This window comes from Pseudomonas sp. GW821-FHT05H12, from assembly GCF_059419385.1.
Genome location: NZ_JBWKRS010000003.1, coordinates 91,377 through 106,897, shown reverse-complemented (window position 1 = coordinate 106,897; position 15,521 = coordinate 91,377). Strand labels below are relative to the sequence as shown.

The 15,521-nt window shown below is 61.5% G+C and carries 13 protein-coding genes; 6 read left to right on the top strand and 7 right to left on the bottom strand.

Annotated elements, in window-relative coordinates:
- Nucleotides 1–68: 68 nt before the first annotated feature.
- The 4 genes from AC07SU_RS03780 (at nt 69) to AC07SU_RS03765 (ending at nt 5,414) form a co-directional block, all read left to right on the top strand.
- Nucleotides 69–1,130 (top strand): HAD family hydrolase, encoded by a 1,062-nt coding sequence (locus AC07SU_RS03780; RefSeq protein ID WP_256349846.1) that lies wholly within the window; start codon nt 69–71, stop codon nt 1,128–1,130.
- Between the two features lie 215 nt (nt 1,131–1,345).
- Nucleotides 1,346–1,879, top strand: coding sequence for an RNA polymerase sigma factor (locus AC07SU_RS03775; protein WP_176996792.1), 534 nt, complete (start codon nt 1,346–1,348; stop codon nt 1,877–1,879).
- Nucleotides 1,876–2,823, top strand: coding sequence for a FecR family protein (locus AC07SU_RS03770; protein WP_494996245.1), 948 nt, complete (start codon nt 1,876–1,878; stop codon nt 2,821–2,823). Before AC07SU_RS03775 ends, AC07SU_RS03770 begins: the two co-directional genes overlap by 4 nt.
- A 131-nt stretch (nt 2,824–2,954) precedes the next feature.
- Nucleotides 2,955–5,414: a TonB-dependent siderophore receptor gene (locus AC07SU_RS03765; RefSeq protein ID WP_494996244.1), complete on the top strand. Its 2,460-nt coding sequence runs from the start codon at nt 2,955–2,957 to the stop codon at nt 5,412–5,414.
- A gap of 174 nt (nt 5,415–5,588) precedes the next feature.
- On the opposite strand, the gene ilvD is transcribed toward AC07SU_RS03765, so the two are convergent.
- The 3 genes from ilvD to AC07SU_RS03750 all read right to left on the bottom strand — a co-directional run bounded on the left by ilvD (nt 5,589) and on the right by AC07SU_RS03750 (nt 10,250).
- Nucleotides 5,589–7,430, bottom strand: a complete 1,842-nt coding sequence (gene ilvD, locus AC07SU_RS03760) for a dihydroxy-acid dehydratase (protein ID WP_176996789.1) — start codon at nt 7,428–7,430, stop codon at nt 5,589–5,591.
- A 226-nt stretch (nt 7,431–7,656) separates the two neighbouring features.
- Complete coding sequence (locus AC07SU_RS03755; RefSeq protein ID WP_494996243.1) at nt 7,657–8,844, bottom strand: Bcr/CflA family efflux MFS transporter; 1,188 nt, start codon at nt 8,842–8,844, stop codon at nt 7,657–7,659.
- A 209-nt stretch (nt 8,845–9,053) separates the two neighbouring features.
- Entirely contained in the window at nt 9,054–10,250 is a 1,197-nt protein-coding gene (locus AC07SU_RS03750) for a class I SAM-dependent rRNA methyltransferase (RefSeq protein ID WP_003195152.1), read from the bottom strand.
- 279 nt (nt 10,251–10,529) lie between these two features.
- Between AC07SU_RS03750 and AC07SU_RS03745 the strand changes: the two genes are divergently transcribed.
- Together AC07SU_RS03745 and mutM are read left to right on the top strand one after the other, a co-directional pair.
- The gene (locus tag AC07SU_RS03745) at nt 10,530–11,342 is read left to right on the top strand and encodes an HDOD domain-containing protein (protein ID WP_176996901.1); all 813 of its coding nucleotides are present in this window, start codon (nt 10,530–10,532) and stop codon (nt 11,340–11,342) included.
- A gap of 21 nt (nt 11,343–11,363) precedes the next feature.
- On the top strand, nt 11,364–12,176 hold the full coding sequence (gene mutM / locus AC07SU_RS03740; RefSeq protein WP_178920022.1) for a bifunctional DNA-formamidopyrimidine glycosylase/DNA-(apurinic or apyrimidinic site) lyase: 813 nt from the start codon (nt 11,364–11,366) through the stop codon (nt 12,174–12,176).
- Nucleotides 12,177–12,291: 115 nt separating this feature from the next.
- Here mutM and AC07SU_RS03735 read toward each other — a convergent pair whose 3' ends face one another.
- From AC07SU_RS03735 to AC07SU_RS03720, 4 genes are all read right to left on the bottom strand, one after another.
- Nucleotides 12,292–12,543 (bottom strand): YfhL family 4Fe-4S dicluster ferredoxin, encoded by a 252-nt coding sequence (locus AC07SU_RS03735; RefSeq protein WP_017139475.1) that lies wholly within the window; start codon nt 12,541–12,543, stop codon nt 12,292–12,294.
- Between the two features lie 103 nt (nt 12,544–12,646).
- Nucleotides 12,647–13,126: a pantetheine-phosphate adenylyltransferase gene (coaD, locus tag AC07SU_RS03730; RefSeq protein WP_003176711.1), complete on the bottom strand. Its 480-nt coding sequence runs from the start codon at nt 13,124–13,126 to the stop codon at nt 12,647–12,649.
- Nucleotides 13,127–13,229: 103 nt separating this feature from the next.
- Nucleotides 13,230–14,825 (bottom strand): GMC family oxidoreductase, encoded by a 1,596-nt coding sequence (locus AC07SU_RS03725; RefSeq protein WP_494996242.1) that lies wholly within the window; start codon nt 14,823–14,825, stop codon nt 13,230–13,232.
- A 147-nt stretch (nt 14,826–14,972) separates the two neighbouring features.
- Nucleotides 14,973–15,518 (bottom strand): twin-arginine translocation pathway signal protein, encoded by a 546-nt coding sequence (locus AC07SU_RS03720; protein WP_494996241.1) that lies wholly within the window; start codon nt 15,516–15,518, stop codon nt 14,973–14,975.
- Nucleotides 15,519–15,521: the final 3 nt, after the last annotated feature.

The following is a 15,521-nucleotide window of genomic DNA, read 5'->3' as shown; positions in this document are numbered from 1 at the left end:
GTGCTCGGACGATAACTGTCATACGGATTTGTTAGCGTCGATGTCTTTCACTCAGGGAGAAAACGCTTATGAAGCTTGCGCCGAAACTACTGGTCTCTGCCGCCTTCTGCCTTGGCCTCGCCAGCCAGGCCTTTGCCGCCACCGAGTTGAAGCATTGGCCAGCGCCGGCGGCCAAGCAACTGAACGAAATGATCGCTGCGAATGCCAACAAAGGTAACTTCGCAGTGTTCGACATGGACAACACCAGCTACCGCTACGACCTCGAAGAGTCTTTGCTGCCTTACCTGGAAAACAAGGGCCTGATCACCCGCGACACCATGGACCCGTCCCTGAAACTGATCCCGTTCAAGGACACCGCCGACCACAAGGAAAGCCTGTTCAGTTACTACTACCGCCTGTGCGAAGTGGACGACATGGTCTGCTACCCGTGGGTTGCGCAAATCTTCTCCGGCTTCACCCTCAAGGAACTCAAAGGCTACGTGGATGAGCTGATGGCTTCCGGCAAGCCGGTACCCGTCACCTATTACGAAGGCGACGTGGTGAAGAACTCCGAAGTGCAGCCGCCGAAAGTCTTCACCGGCCAGGCTGAGCTGTACAACAAGCTGATGGAAAACGGCATCGAGGTGTACGTGATGACCGCTGCTTCGGAAGAGCTGGTGCGCATGGTCGCGGCCGATCCCAAGTACGGCTACAACGTCAAGCCCGAGAACGTTATCGGCGTGAGCACCCTGCTCAAGGACCGCAAGACCGGCGAGCTGACCACCGCGCGCAAGCAGATTGCGGCCGGCAAGTATGACGAGAAGGCCAACCTCGGCCTCGAACTCACGCCGTACCTGTGGACCCCGGCCACCTGGATGGCGGGCAAGCACGCGGCGATCCTCACCTACATCGACGAATGGAAAAAACCAGTGATCGTCGGCGGCGACACGCCCAGCAGTGACGGTTACATGCTGTTCCACGATGTGGACGTGGCCAAGGGCGGCATTCACCTGTGGGTCAACCGCAAAGACAAATACATGACCCAACTCAACGGCATGATGGCCAAGCACGCCGCGGCTCAGGCCAAAGAAGGGCTGCCGGTGACTGCGGACAAGAACTGGGTGATCGTCAAGCCGGACGAAATCCAGTAACACCGAGTCGTCTGCATCGCAGGCAAGCCAGCTCCCACATGTGGACCGCATTCTCATCTTAGAACTCGGTCAACTGTGGGAGCTGGCTTGCCTGCGATAGCGACCCTAAGAACACCACAACCCTCACGGCAAAAATAGATATCAATTGCGAACCAATCTCATCCTCTGCTAGCGTGCGCACTTCCTGAACCTCTCGTTCTTCTCAAGGTAGTGCTGTGCCCTCCTGGAATTCGCAGATCGCGCGCCTGTTCGCGGAGCAGAAGAAAGCCCTCGAAGCCTTCGTCACCCGCCGCACCGGCAGCGCCCAGGTGGCCGCCGACCTGACCCAGGAATCGTTCCTGCGCCTGGCACGCATGGACTGCGGCGAGAAGATCGACAACCTCCCTGCCTTCCTCTTCACCATCGCCAGCAACCTGGTGCGCGATCACCAGCGCCAGGCCATCCGCCGTGAGCGCCTGGACGCCGGCGAACCCAGTGAAGAACTGCCGTGCAGCAACCCGGGCGCCGATGAGCAATTGGCCGCCTACCAGCAGGAGCAACTGATGCAGGACGCGATCCTGGCGTTGCCCGAAGCGACTCGGCAGATCTTCCTGCTTTATCATGTCGACGAACTTTCCTACCGCGAGATTGGCGAACGCCTGTCGATCACCCCGCGCAGCGTGGAATACCAACTGCGTCGTGCCCTGATTGAATGCCGCGCCTACATCAAGACGCGGCTCGCCTGCGATACACAAGGACGTCGGTCATGACCGCTGCACACACTGCCGATGGGCTGTTCGAAGAAGCCACCGGTTGGTACTTCCGCCTGCAGGCCGACGACGTGACCTCGGCCGAAATGGAAGCTTTCGCCGCCTGGCTCGGACAGGGCCAGGCCCAGGACGATGCCTGGCAGGAAGTGCAGGCGATGCTGGGCGGCTTGCGCGAGCCGGCGCGGGTGATCCGCCGTGCCGAACAGGCCGCTTGGCGCAAGCCCGCGCGGCGCTGGGCCTATGCTGCCGCGGTATTGCTGGCGGTTGGGCTGACCGTTCAAAACACCCCTTGGCTCGACCGCCTGCGGGCCGATTACGCTACCGGCACTGGCGAATCGCGCACCGTCGAGTTGGCGGACGGCTCCCAGTTGCAACTCAACACCGACAGCGCGATTCAAGTGCGCATGAGTGCCGGCGAGCGTCAGATTCGTTTGCTGCGCGGTGAAGGATTTTTCAGCGTGACCAAAGACCCGACCCGGCCGTTCGTGGTGCAGTCGGGCGATGGCTGGGTGAAGGTGGTGGGTACCCAGTTCAGCGTGGCCCGGCGTGAGTCGCAGACGCGGGTGCAAGTGGCCCAGGGCAAGGTGCAGGTCAGTGCGGGCAGTGGGGATCCGGTCTACTTGGAGCCCGGCCGGGCTGTGGAATATCAAGGTCAGCGGCTTACGGATGTCCATGGCTTCGACCCGGCCAGCGGCTTTGCCTGGCGCCAACGGCAACTGGTGTTCCGCCAGCAGCCGCTGTCGGAAGTGGTCAGCGAGCTGAACCGTTATTGGCCGGGCAAGACCCTGGTGCTGGGCGATGCGCTGCGTAACCGCGTGGTGTCCGGGGTGTTTGAGATCGACAAGCCCGAGGCCGTGATCAAGGCGCTGGAATACACCCTCAACCTGCACGCCGAGCACTACACCCCGTATTTGCTGGTGCTGCGCGAAGGCAAAGCGTCCTAGCCATCATTTTTTTCAAAAACTTTCAGGGTTTCTCCGCAAGGCATCGTCCTTGATCACTGAGGCGCAAATAGTAAGCACTCTCAAGTAGTGCAGCGCCGACCACTGACTTTTTGCACCGGGGAGCATCATCCATGGCACACCGATACGTCGCACGGCCTTTGCTGGCATTGGCTATTTCCATGGCCTGCGGCACTGCGCCGCTGGCCTTGCAGGCCGCCGAGACCACCCAGGCCCAGACCTATCGTTTTGATATTCCGGGGCAAAGCCTGGACGGCGCGCTGGCGGCGTTTTCGGCGGTGACGCGGGTGCAGGTGCTGGTTTCCGGGGAATTGACGCAAGGTGTGGTGTCGCCGGGGGCGCGTGGCAACCTGGGCCAGCGTGAGGCGCTGGGCTTGCTGCTGGGCGGCACGGGGTTGAGTGCGGCGTTCATCAATGCCGATACGGTCACTCTGGAAAAACGCGTGGCCACGGGTTCCGCGCTGGAAGTGGGGGCCACGATGGTCAGCGCCGAGCATCTGGGCACGACCACCGAAGGCAGCGGCTCCTACACCACGGGCGCGGTGACCCTGGGCAAGAGCACGCAAAAACTCAAGGACATCCCGCAATCGGTCAGCGTGCTGACGCGCAAGGCCATGGATGACCAGAACATCACCACCCTGACCCAGGCGATCGAAGCGGTGCCGGGCATGGCGTCGGTCAAATCCCCGGGGCCGGGGATGTTCATGTTTGCGCGTGGCTTCGAGATTGAATCGCTGCAATACGACGGCGTACCCGTGCCGCGTAACGTGTACGCGTTGGGCAGCTACATCACCGAAAACATGGTGATCTACGACCGCATGGAAGTCATGCGCGGTGCTGCGGGCCTGCTGCAAGGTGCCAACAGCCCGGGCGGCGCGGTGAATCTGGTGCGCAAGCGCCCGCAAGCGACACCCACCGTCACCCTGAGTGCCAAGGCCGGCAGTTGGGACCGGTATGCCTCCCAGGCCGATGTCGGTGGCCCCTTGAACGAGGCGGGGACGGTCCGTGGTCGCGCCGTGGTCAACTATGAGAAGGGCCACTCCTTCACCGACTACGTGTGGAACTGGGAGCAGACCGTCTATGGCGCGCTGGACTTCGATCTGGACGATGACACGACCCTGGGCGTCGGTTTCAGCAACAAGAAAAGCCACGGGCGCCCTTACCTGATCGCATTGCCGCGCCACACCGATGGCAGCCCGCTGGATGTGTCGCGCTCGACCTACACCGGGGCAACCTGGAACCGTTCGTTCAATGATCAGACGGCGGTGTACCTGGACCTTGAGCATCGCTTCAACGACCAGTGGAAGTTCAAGGCTTCGGCGATTGCGATGAATGAGTCCAATGAGGCGACCTATCAATTCATCGTCGGCGCGGTACCGCCGGGCAGCACCAAAAGCGGTAACTACGCCGACTATTCCACGGACTTCTCCGGCAAGAACCGGGGTCTGGATGCCTTTGTCAGCGGTGAGTTCGAGGCGCTGTCATTCAAGCAAAGTGTGGTGTTGGGCGCCAACTACTCCAAGTACAACACCGATGATGGTTATGCCCGCGCCTTCACGCCGGGAGCGGATATCGGTGCAATTGACCATCACCGCCCACAGCCGTCCTACAACAGCATTGCTGACAGCGCCAACCTGGCCCTGAGCACCTACGACATCACCCAGAAAGGCATTTATGGCACGTGGCGGGTCAACCTGACCGAGCCCCTGACGTTGATCCTCGGCGCCCGTACCAGTTGGTACGACTTCGCGTTCGACCAAGACAACTACTACGCCCGCCAGTATGAGGAAGGTGGTGAGAAAAACTCGGTCAAGAGCAATGGCAAGGTCACGCCGTTCGCCGGCCTGGTGTATGCCTTGGATGACCAGTGGTCGGTGTATGGCAGCTACGCCGAAGTGTTTATCCCGCAAACCCAGTTGACCCAGCAAAAAAACGGCCTGCCGCCGATCGAAGGGCGCAACTACGAGGTGGGTATCAAGGGTGAGTTGATGGATGGGCGGCTTAACACGTCTCTCGCCCTGTTCCGCTATATCCACGAAAACCGCGCCGTCACCGACTTCAGTACCGATATTGACGGTCCGAATGCCTGCAGTGGCTGGTACTGCTCCACCGCCTCGGGCAAGGTGCGCAGCCAGGGGCTGGAGGCAGAAGTCACCGGTCAATTGGCGCCGGGCTTGCAGGTCAGCAGCAGCTACACCTACAACACCACGGTATTTTTGAAAGACACCGAACTCAAAGGCAAAGTCTTCAGTACGGCCGTGCCCAAGCACATGCTGCGGATCTGGGGCGATTACACGCTGCCGGGGGATTTCAGCCGCGTCAGCCTGGGTGCCGGGGTTAACGCACAGACGGCGACCACCAGCTTCGACCGCAAATTCGGCCAGGCCGGCTTCGCTATCTTCAATTCACGCGTCGCGTATGAAGCCAGCGATGAAGTGACCCTCGCGGTGAACTTCAACAACCTGCTCGACAAGCGCTACTACATCCCGTCCTACAGCCAGCTGGTGGGCAACAACTACTTCGGCGACCCGCGCAACATGATGTTCAGCGTGACCTACAAACCGCAATTCTAAACGCTGTGGGAGCTGGCTTGCCTGCGATGGCGGTGCGTCAGCTTGCATCTATGAACCTGACTGGCCGCCATCGCAGGCAAGCCAGCTCCCACATTTGATCTCCACCCGTCTCGGGGATTTTCTTCAGGCAAAAAAATGCCCCGCACCTGGCGGGGCATTTTTTATGAGCGAGGCTTACAGGCCGTCGAGCATCGCCTTGTTACGCACAGCACCCTTGTCGGCACTGGTGGCCAGCAGGGCGTAAGCCTTCAACGCGGTGGTGACTTTGCGCGGGCGCTTCTCCACCGGCTTCCAGCCTTTCTTGTCCTGCTCGACCCGGCGCGCGGCCAGTGCTTCATCGCTGATCAACAGGTTGATCGAGCGGTTCGGGATGTCGATCAGTACCTTGTCACCATCCTGCACCAGGCCAATCGCACCACCGGCTGCGGCTTCTGGCGAAGCGTGGCCGATGGACAGGCCCGAGGTGCCGCCTGAGAAACGGCCGTCGGTGAGCAAGGCACAGGCTTTGCCCAGGCCCTTGGATTTCAGGTAGGACGTCGGGTACAGCATCTCCTGCATACCCGGGCCGCCTTTCGGGCCTTCGTAGCGGATGATCACGATGTCGCCTTCTTTGACTTCGTCGGCGAGGATGCCGCGCACGGCGCTGTCCTGGCTTTCGAAGATCTTGGCGTTGCCTTCGAACACATGGATGGACTCATCCACGCCGGCGGTTTTCACCACGCAGCCGTCGAGGGCGATGTTGCCGTACAGCACGGCCAGGCCACCTTCTTTGGAGTAGGCGTGCTCGACACTGCGGATGCAGCCGTTTTCACGGTCGTCGTCCAGGGTCTCCCAACGGGTTGACTGGCTGAACGCGGTTTGCGTCGGGATGCCAGCCGGGCCTGCCTTGAAGAAGGTGTGCACGGCTTCGTCGTCAGTCTGGGTGATGTCCCACTTGGCGATGCCTTCGGCGAGGGACTTGCTGTGCACGGTCGGCAGGTCGGTGTGCAGCAGGCCGCCGCGGGCCAGCGAACCGAGGATCGAGAAGATCCCGCCGGCGCGGTGCACGTCTTCCATGTGGTACTTCTGGATGTTCGGCGCGACTTTGCACAGCTGCGGCACGTGGCGGGACAGGCGGTCGATGTCGCGCAGGTCGAAATCGATCTCGGCTTCCTGGGCCGCGGCCAGCAGGTGCAGGATGGTGTTGGTGGAACCGCCCATGGCGATGTCCAGGGTCATGGCGTTTTCGAACGCCTTGAAGTTGGCGATGTTGCGCGGCAACACCGACTCATCGTTCTCGCCGTAGTAGCGCTTGCACAGCTCGACGATGGTGCGGCCGGCCTGCAGGAACAGCTGCTCGCGGTCGCTGTGGGTGGCCAGGGTGGAGCCGTTGCCCGGCAAGGCCAGGCCCAGGGCCTCGGTCAGGCAGTTCATCGAGTTGGCAGTGAACATGCCGGAGCACGAACCGCAGGTCGGGCAGGCGCTGCGCTCGTATTCCGCGACCTTCTCGTCAGAAGCGCTGGAATCGGCGGCGATGACCATGGCGTCGACCAGGTCCAGGCCGTGGGAGGCGAGCTTGGTCTTGCCGGCTTCCATCGGGCCGCCGGAGACGAAGATCACCGGGATGTTCAGGCGCAGTGCGGCCATCAGCATGCCGGGGGTGATCTTGTCGCAGTTGGAGATGCACACGATGGCGTCGGCGCAGTGGGCGTTGACCATGTATTCCACGGAGTCGGCGATGATCTCGCGGCTCGGCAGGGAATACAGCATGCCGTCATGGCCCATGGCGATGCCGTCATCCACGGCGATGGTGTTGAATTCCTTGGCGACGCCGCCAGCGCGTTCGATCTCGCGGGCGACCAGTTGGCCCAGGTCCTTGAGGTGGACGTGGCCCGGTACGAACTGGGTGAACGAGTTGGCAATCGCGATGATCGGCTTTTTGAAGTCGTCATCTTTCATCCCCGTGGCACGCCACAGTGCGCGCGCGCCGGCCATGTTGCGGCCGTGGGTGGATGTTTTCGAGCGGTAATCAGGCATTGGAGCACTCCGGGCGGCTAATCGGTATCAAAAGGGAGTGAGCTTCTATTGACGTCTGGAACACTCAGAAATGGCCGTGTGTCCGGAAGTTGCCACTCGCGTCGCGGGATCGCCGCTTGCTTGGGCCTCGAGCTCATAAACCCGCCGGGGGATGACTGGCGATGAATAGCGTCGATTCTACACCGCTGGCGGCGGGAGGGAATGGCCGCCAGTGTGAAGTTAGCGCTTACGAGACGTGCGCAGGCCTTTGCACCAGGGCATTGAGGCCCATGCCGATTGCGCTCAGGATCAGGAAGGTCATCGGCAGTACGCTCATGACCTGTGCGCCGGTCTGGCTGACCAGCCCGCTGATCAAACCGCCACTGACGAAAATGATCACGTTGCCGGCCGATGCTGACGTCCCGGCGCTGTGTGGAAACAGCCCCATGGCACGGGACGTGGCTATCGGCCGGGTGATGGTGGTGCCGGCTGTGCACAGAATCATCGGCAGCATCACCGTTATCACGCTCAAGCCCCACACGTTATGAAGCACCAGCATCAGCACGCCCGCCAACGCGATCAGCCGCTGGCCGGTGACGATTTGAGTGTGGCCTTCCATTCGTCGGTTCATCCAGCCCGCGCCCACGCCACCCAGCACATAGGCCGCGCCATAGAGCAGCAGCGCCAGGGAGAATTGGTAAGGCGTGAGGGCCAGTTGTTCCATCAGGATGATCGGCGACACCACGATAAAGGCGAAGTGACAGGTGAAGGCCAGCGCCGAGATCAGCCAGTAGCTGACAAAACGTCGGTCGGACAACACCTGACGATAGGCCTTCAGAATGGGAACGCGGGCTGATGGCGTGGAACCTGGGCTTTCCAGCAGCCACCAGGCCTTGAATACCAACACCAGGCCAATGACCCCAAACACCTGGAAACTGCCGCGCCAGTCCAGCCAGGTTTGCAGCCAACTGCCGAACAAGGGCGAGACTGAAATGCAGATCCCGCCCGCCGTGACGATGGCGATTCGCAGCCGCTCCTGCTCCTTGCCCACAAACAGGTCCTGAACCAGCGCCTGGGACAGCACAAAGCTGCCGCACCCGACTGCCTGCACCACCCTGAACAACAGAAACGTAGTGAAGTCGTCTGCCATCGCGCAGCCTGCCGAGCCTATGACGGCAACGGTCATGCCGATCATCAGCAGGCGTTTACGCCCCAGGTTGTCGGACAGGGGGCCGACCAGCAGCAGCGACAAGGAAAGACCGATGGAAAACAGGCTGACGGAGAGCGCAATGTCGGCCACCGACGTGCCGAAATGTGTCGCCATGGACGGGAACGAGGGGAGGATTACATCAAGGGGGAACACGCCTAGGACCGTCATCGTCATCAGCAGGAAGATGGCGGCGGTTTTGCGGGCGGGGGTGGCGAGGGTGGTCATCAGGTCAAAACTCAGTCCTTGAGCGAGGACGCAGAATTGATTTGATGAGGGGGAAAGTCAATGCTCAGAGGCATTGGAAACAGGCATGACACAACGCACAAAAATGTAGGAGCCGGCTTGCCGGCGATAGCGGTGGGTCAGGCGCTGATGCAGTGCCTGATCTGGCGTCATCGCCGGCAAGCCGGCTCCTACAGGTGTTGCGGTGTCAGTCAGCTGTTAGGCAGCAGGCGGCACGTAATGCTCTTGATGTAGCGCGTCTCGGCAATCGCCGGGTGCACCGGATGGTCCGGGCCCTGGCCGCCGCGTTCGAGCATCTGGATATTGCGGTCCAGGTGGCGGGCGCTGGTCAGCAGGATGTTTTGCAGGTCGTCTTCCGGCAAGTGCATGGAGCACGAGGCGCTGACCAGGATGCCGTCCTTGCTGAGCAGGCGCATGGCTTGCTCGTTCAGGCGGCGGTAGGCGCCTTCGCCGTTCTTCATGTCTTTTTTGCGTTTGATGAAGGCCGGTGGGTCGGCGACGATCACGTCGAAGCGCTCTTCGCTGGCTTTCAGTTCTTTCAGCGCTTCGAACACGTCGCCTTCGATGCAGGTCATTTTTTCGGCAAAGCCGTTCAACGCGGCGTTGCGCTCCACGCCGTCGAGGGCGAAGGCGGAGGCGTCGACGCAGAACACTTCACTGGCGCCGAACGCGGCAGCTTGCACGCCCCAGCCGCCGATGTAGCTGTACAGGTCGAGCACGCGCTTGCCTTTGGCATACGGGGCCAGGCGCGCACGGTTCATGCGGTGGTCGTAGAACCAGCCGGTCTTCTGGCCCTGGATCACCGGGGCTTCGAATTTCACACCGTTTTCTTCCAGCGCCACCCACTCCGGTACCAGGCCGAACACGGTTTCGACGTAGCGGTTGAGGCCTTCAGCGTCGCGTGCGGCGGAGTCGTTCTTGAACAGGATGCCGCTTGGCTTGAGCACTTGGGTCAGTGCCGCGATCACGTCTTCTTTGTGGGCTTCCATGGTCGCCGAGGCGATCTGCACCACCAGGATGTCGCCGAAACGATCAACCACCAGGCCTGGCAACAGGTCGGAATCGCCGTAGACCAGGCGGTAGAACGGCTTGTCGAACAAGCGGTCACGCAGGGACAGAGCGACGTTCAGGCGGTGCACCAGCAGCGACTTGTCCAAAGGCAACTTGATGTCGCGCGACAGCAGGCGGGCGCAGATCAGGTTGTTCGGGCTCATGGCCACGATGCCCAGGGTCTTGCCGCCGGCTGCTTCCAGGATAGCCTGGTCGCCTGCCTGGAAGCCGTGAAGTGGGGTGGCGGCCACGTCGATTTCGTTGCTGTAGACCCACAGGTGGCCGTTGCGCAAACGACGATCGGCGTTGGCTTTGAGACGCAGGCTTGGCAGGGACATGACGTCGCTCCGGAAAAAAGAGCGGGAGTATACCTGTTGCGGCGCTGTTCATGTGGGAGCTGGCTTGCCTGCGATGCGGACGGCGCGGTGTATCTGACGTACGGCGGTGATGCTTTCGCAGGCAAGCCAGCTCCCACATTTGATTGGGTTTGCATTCAGGTTTTTGAGGTGTCAGTCAGGTTCCCATAGAGGTTAGAATCCCCGCCTAGCCCAGAGTAAGTACTTATGTCCCAAGAGCTTTCCGCCGAACAGATCCAACAGGCCCTGCAAGGCATCAGCGTGCCGCCCCAACCGCAAATCATGGTGGATTTGCAGATGGAGCAGTACATGCCCGACCCGGACCTGGAAGTGATCGCACGGTTGATCTCCCAGGACCCGGGCTTGTCCGGCGCACTGCTGAAAATCGTCAACTCGTCGTATTTCGGCCTGAGCAACAAGATCGCCTCGATCCAGCGTGCAGTGAACCTGCTGGGCAGCCGCTCGATCATCAACCTGATCAACGCGCTGTCGATCAGAGGCGAGATGAGCGACGACACCATCGTCACCCTCAACCGTTTCTGGGACACCGCCCAGGACGTGGCCATGACCTGCCTCACCCTGGCCAAACGCACCGGCGCCCAGGCGGTGGACGAAGCCTATGCTTTGGGCCTGTTCCACGATTGTGGCGTGCCGCTGATGCTCAAGCGGTTCCCCAATTACATGGCCGTGCTGGAAGAGGCCTACGCCAACGCCGGCCCGGATTGTCGCGTGGTCGACACCGAGAACAACGCGTTCAACACCAACCATGCAGTGGTGGGCTACTACACCGCCAAATCCTGGCGCCTGCCGCAACATGTGACCGACGCCATCGCCAACCACCACAATGCCCTGGCGATCTTCAGCGATGAGTCGTCGCGCAATTCCCAGCTGAAAAACCTGCTGGCGATCCTCAAGATGGCAGAGCACATCTGCTCGTCCTACCGCGTACTGGGCAACCAGTCGGTGGACCACGAATGGAATGCCATTGGCCACCTGGTGCTGGACTACGTGGGCCTGTCGGACTACGACTTCGAAAGCATGAAGCTGTCGATCCGCGAGCTGGGCGCCCACTAAACCGTTCTTCACGAGGTACACATGCCCGAGTTACCAGAAGTCGAAACCACCCGACGCGGGATCGCACCGCACCTGGAAGGCCAACGCGTCAGCCGCGTGGTGGTGCGTGAGCGGCGGCTGCGCTGGCCGATTCCGGAAGACCTCGATGTGCGCCTGTCGGGGCAGCGCATCGTGTTGGTGGAGCGGCGGGCCAAGTACCTGCTGATCAACGCCGAAGTGGGCACCTTGATCAGCCATTTGGGCATGTCGGGCAACCTGCGGCTGGTAGAGGTCGGGATGCCCGCCGCCAAGCATGAGCATGTGGACATCGAGTTGGAGTCGGGCCTGGCCCTGCGCTACACCGACCCTCGGCGTTTTGGCGCGATGCTGTGGAGCCAGGACCCACACAACCATGAGCTGCTGATTCGCCTGGGGCCGGAGCCGCTGACCGACCTGTTTGACGGCGATCGCCTGTTCCAGCTGTCTCGCGGGCGTTCGATGGCGGTGAAGCCGTTCATCATGGACAACGCGGTGGTGGTGGGCGTGGGCAATATCTATGCGACCGAAGCGCTGTTCGCGGCGGGGATCGATCCGCGTCGCGAGGCAGGCGGCATTTCGCGGGCGCGTTATTTGAAGCTGGCGATCGAGATCAAACGCGTGCTGGCGGCTGCTATCGAGCGGGGCGGCACGACGTTACGCGATTTTATCGGTGGGGACGGGCAGCCGGGGTATTTCCAGCAGGAACTGTTCGTCTACGGCCGAGGCGGCGAGGCGTGCAAGGTGTGCGGGACTGAATTGCGCAATGTGGTGCTGGGGCAGCGGGCGAGTGTGTTTTGCCCTAAGTGCCAGCGCTGATTCTGTGTGATGGCTGATATCGCCATCGCCGGCAAGCCGGCTCCTACAGGAGGAATGCGATCAACTGTAGGAGCCGGCTTGCCGGCGATAGCGCCCTTACAGACGCCACAAAACTTCAGGCCTTACCGGTAATCAACCGATACTTGGCCATCAACTGCTCTTCCGTCTCCGGATGGGCTTCATCCAATGGAATGCAATCCACCGGGCATACCTGCTGGCACTGGGGTTCGTCGTAGTGGCCGACACACTGGGTGCACAGGTTCGGGTCGATCACATAGATCTCTTCGCCTTGGGAAATCGCAGCGTTCGGGCACTCGGGTTCGCAGACGTCGCAATTGATGCAATCGTCGGTGATGATCAGGGACATGGAAACTCCTGCCAGGGCCGTCAGCCAAGGCATCTGAAAAACTAATGCGCGCAATTGTGCCGCATTGGCGCCCGCAGTGCGAGCAGGCGCCGATTGAGCGGTCTTACTTCTTGAAGCGCAGGGTCAGCGCATCGGCCACGGCGGGGTGGACGAACTTGGTGATATCTCCGCCTAAAGCGGCGATTTCACGCACCAATGTCGAGGAAATGAACGAATAACGTTCCGACGGCGTGAGGAACAGGCTTTCCACGTCTGGCGCCAGTTGGCGGTTCATGTTGGCCAGCTGGAATTCGTATTCGAAGTCCGACACCGCACGCAGGCCACGCAGGAACACATTGGCGTTCTGCTCTTTGGCGAAATGCGCCAGCAAGGTCGAAAAGCCCACCACTTCCACGTTGGGCAGGTGCTTGGTGACCTCACGCGCCAACTCCACGCGCTGTTCCAGGGGAAACAGCGGGTTTTTCTTGGGGCTGGCCGCGACCGCGATGATCACATGGTCGAACAGGCGAGAGGCACGTTCGACCAGATCGCCATGGCCTTTGGTAATCGGGTCGAAGGTACCTGGGTACAACACTCGGTTCATCGCGTCGTCCTGGCGGAGTCCGTTGGGGAACCGGATGGTATCGCAGCCATCCCGGTCGGCCAAGTCAACTTATGTAGAAGAAAGCCCGATAGACCGTGTTTTTTCACGCCGTTTTCAGACGTTCGGCCAATGCTGTCGCCAGTTGCGCGGTCAATCCATACACCGACAATTGGGGGTTGGCCCCAATGCTGGTGGGGAACAGCGAGCCATCATGGATCGACAGGTTGCGCAGTTGGTGATGCCGACCGAGGCTGTCGGCCACGGCATTTTTAGGGTCTTCGCCCATTGCACAGCCGCCCATCACGTGAGCACTGCCCAAGGTTGTGCGGTGCAATTCAAGGTTCAACCCGTCAATCACACTGCGGGCTTCGGCCAGGGTGGTCACGTAACGCGCGTCGTGGTGCAACGGCTTGACTGACTTGGCACCGGCCGCGAACTGGATCTCGGCCATGCTGTGGAAAGCCCGGCGCAGGCCATCCCAGGCGTAGGGCGAGACCTGATAGTCGAGCACCGGCGTGCCGTCGCCGCGCAAATCCACCGTGCCGCCCTGGCTGTCGGGGTGGAAGCCGTCGCGCAGCAGCGCCAGCATCGCGTGGGTGTGGGGCAGTTGGCTCATCTCCAGGGCGTTCTGCCCGCCATAGCCGCCGAACAAGGTGCTGGCCAATCCTGGGTGCAAGGGTGGAGCTTCCAGCTTGTAGGACATTTTGCCGGTGGTGCCGTCCTGCCATTGGAAATGGTCGGAGTAAATGGACTGAGGTGCGCCGTAGAACGGGTTGATCACTTCGTCGAACAGGCCCGCAGAGAAATTCACCAGGTGCAGGAAAGTGCGCTTGCCGAGCCGCGAATGCGGGTCGGGCGCGTCCGAGCGCATCAGCAGTGCCGGGCTGTTGATGCCGCCACCGGACAGCACGTAATGCTTGGCCTTCACCGTGATCTTGCGCCCTGTGGGCGCCACGCAGCGTTCATCCATGGCAACGCATTCCAGGCTGCTGATGCTGTCGCCGCTGTATATGAGGCGTTCGGCCCGCGCGAGGTACAGCAGCTCACCGCCTTTTTCCAGGGTGGACGGGATGGTGGTCACCAGCATCGATTGCTTGGCGTTGACCGGGCAGCCCATGCCGCAATACCCCAGGTTAAAGCAGCCGCGCACATTGCGCGGGATCACGTGCCAGCTGTAGCCGAGCTTTTCGCAGCCTTTGCGGATCACGTCGTTGTTTGCATTTGGCGGGATGGCCCAGGGCGCAATGCCCAGGCGCTGCTCCATTTTTTCGAACCACGGCGCCATCTCGGCACTGCTGTGGCCCTTGACCGCGTATTCACTGGCCCAGTGGGCGAGGGTGGCGTCCGGGGTGCGAAAGCTCGACGTCCAGTTGATCAACGTGGTGCCGCCGACGGCCCGGCCCTGCAGGATGGTGATTGCGCCATCCTTGCTCATGCGGCCGATGCCCTCCTGGTACAGGCTGGCGTAGGCCTCGTCCTCAAGCAGCTTGAAGTCGCTGCTGGTCTTGAGCGGGCCTTCTTCGATCAGCAACACCTTGTAGCCGGCAGCGCTGAGGATCTCGGCGGTGGTGCCGCCACCGGCGCCGCTGCCGATGATGGCTACATCGGCTTCCAGGGTCAGGTCGCTTTCAAGGGCGGCGCCATTGTGGGTTTTCCAGCCACGGGCCAGGCCCTCGCGGAACAGATCGGGTACGGGCATAAACATGCACTCTTATTTTTGTACGACGTTGCAGTCACTGTGGGAGCTGGCTTGCCTGCGATAGCGGTCTGCCGGCCAGTGCATTTATTGCTGATCCACCGCTATCGCAGGCAAGCCAGCTCCCACAATTGATTTGGGGTGTCAGGGCTAGATCTTCGGCGGGCCGGGGTAGCCGCAATGCGCCCAGGACGCCGGTCGGAAATACCAGGCCATGATCACCAGCTTGAGCAGCGAGCCCTGGCCCATGCGCAGCAGGTTCAGGTAGCTGTTTTCCCAGCGGTGCAGGAAATTGCGGATCTGCTCGGCACTGGCGTTCTCCCAACTGCCCCAAATGCCGGTCAGCGGGCCACGGGTGATGCCCATGCCCAGCACGTCGAACAGTTGCTGGGTGAGCTTGAACATCTCCGGCGACAGGTGCTGCAGGCTGTAGTCGAGTTTTTTCAGAGTGTCCTCGATACCGGCGACCACCTCCTCGGCGCTGGCGGCGCCTTCCAGCAGCACCGGAATGACCGCCCGCAGAAACGGCAGGTCACTGCTGCGCAACATGGCAAAGCCGCTGGCCGGTGTGCTGCTGGAGCAGCCACTGAGGCTGGCGCCCATCCCGGCCGTGGCCAGAAAGGCACTGGCACACAGGCCGATCTTGAGGACGCCGCGCCGCGACAGTGCGGGTGTTTCAGTCAGGCTTGGGTTCATTGT

Bases quoted from the DNA above. Each gene is read 5' to 3' on its own strand.
- AC07SU_RS03780 (WP_256349846.1), top strand. From the start codon at position 69: ATGAAGCTTGCGCCGAAACTACTGGTCTCTGCCGCCTTCTGCCTTGGC.
- AC07SU_RS03770 (WP_494996245.1), top strand. From the start codon at position 1,876: ATGACCGCTGCACACACTGCCGATGGGCTGTTCGAAGAAGCCACCGGT.
- AC07SU_RS03765 (WP_494996244.1), top strand. From the start codon at position 2,955: ATGGCACACCGATACGTCGCACGGCCTTTGCTGGCATTGGCTATTTCC.
- ilvD (WP_176996789.1), bottom strand. From the start codon at position 7,430: ATGCCTGATTACCGCTCGAAAACATCCACCCACGGCCGCAACATGGCC.
- AC07SU_RS03755 (WP_494996243.1), bottom strand. From the start codon at position 8,844: ATGACCACCCTCGCCACCCCCGCCCGCAAAACCGCCGCCATCTTCCTG.
- AC07SU_RS03750 (WP_003195152.1), bottom strand. From the start codon at position 10,250: ATGTCCCTGCCAAGCCTGCGTCTCAAAGCCAACGCCGATCGTCGTTTG.
- mutM (WP_178920022.1), top strand. From the start codon at position 11,364: ATGCCCGAGTTACCAGAAGTCGAAACCACCCGACGCGGGATCGCACCG.
- AC07SU_RS03735 (WP_017139475.1), bottom strand. From the start codon at position 12,543: ATGTCCCTGATCATCACCGACGATTGCATCAATTGCGACGTCTGCGAA.
- coaD (WP_003176711.1), bottom strand. From the start codon at position 13,126: ATGAACCGAGTGTTGTACCCAGGTACCTTCGACCCGATTACCAAAGGC.
- AC07SU_RS03725 (WP_494996242.1), bottom strand. From the start codon at position 14,825: ATGCCCGTACCCGATCTGTTCCGCGAGGGCCTGGCCCGTGGCTGGAAA.
- AC07SU_RS03720 (WP_494996241.1), bottom strand. From the start codon at position 15,518: ATGAACCCAAGCCTGACTGAAACACCCGCACTGTCGCGGCGCGGCGTC.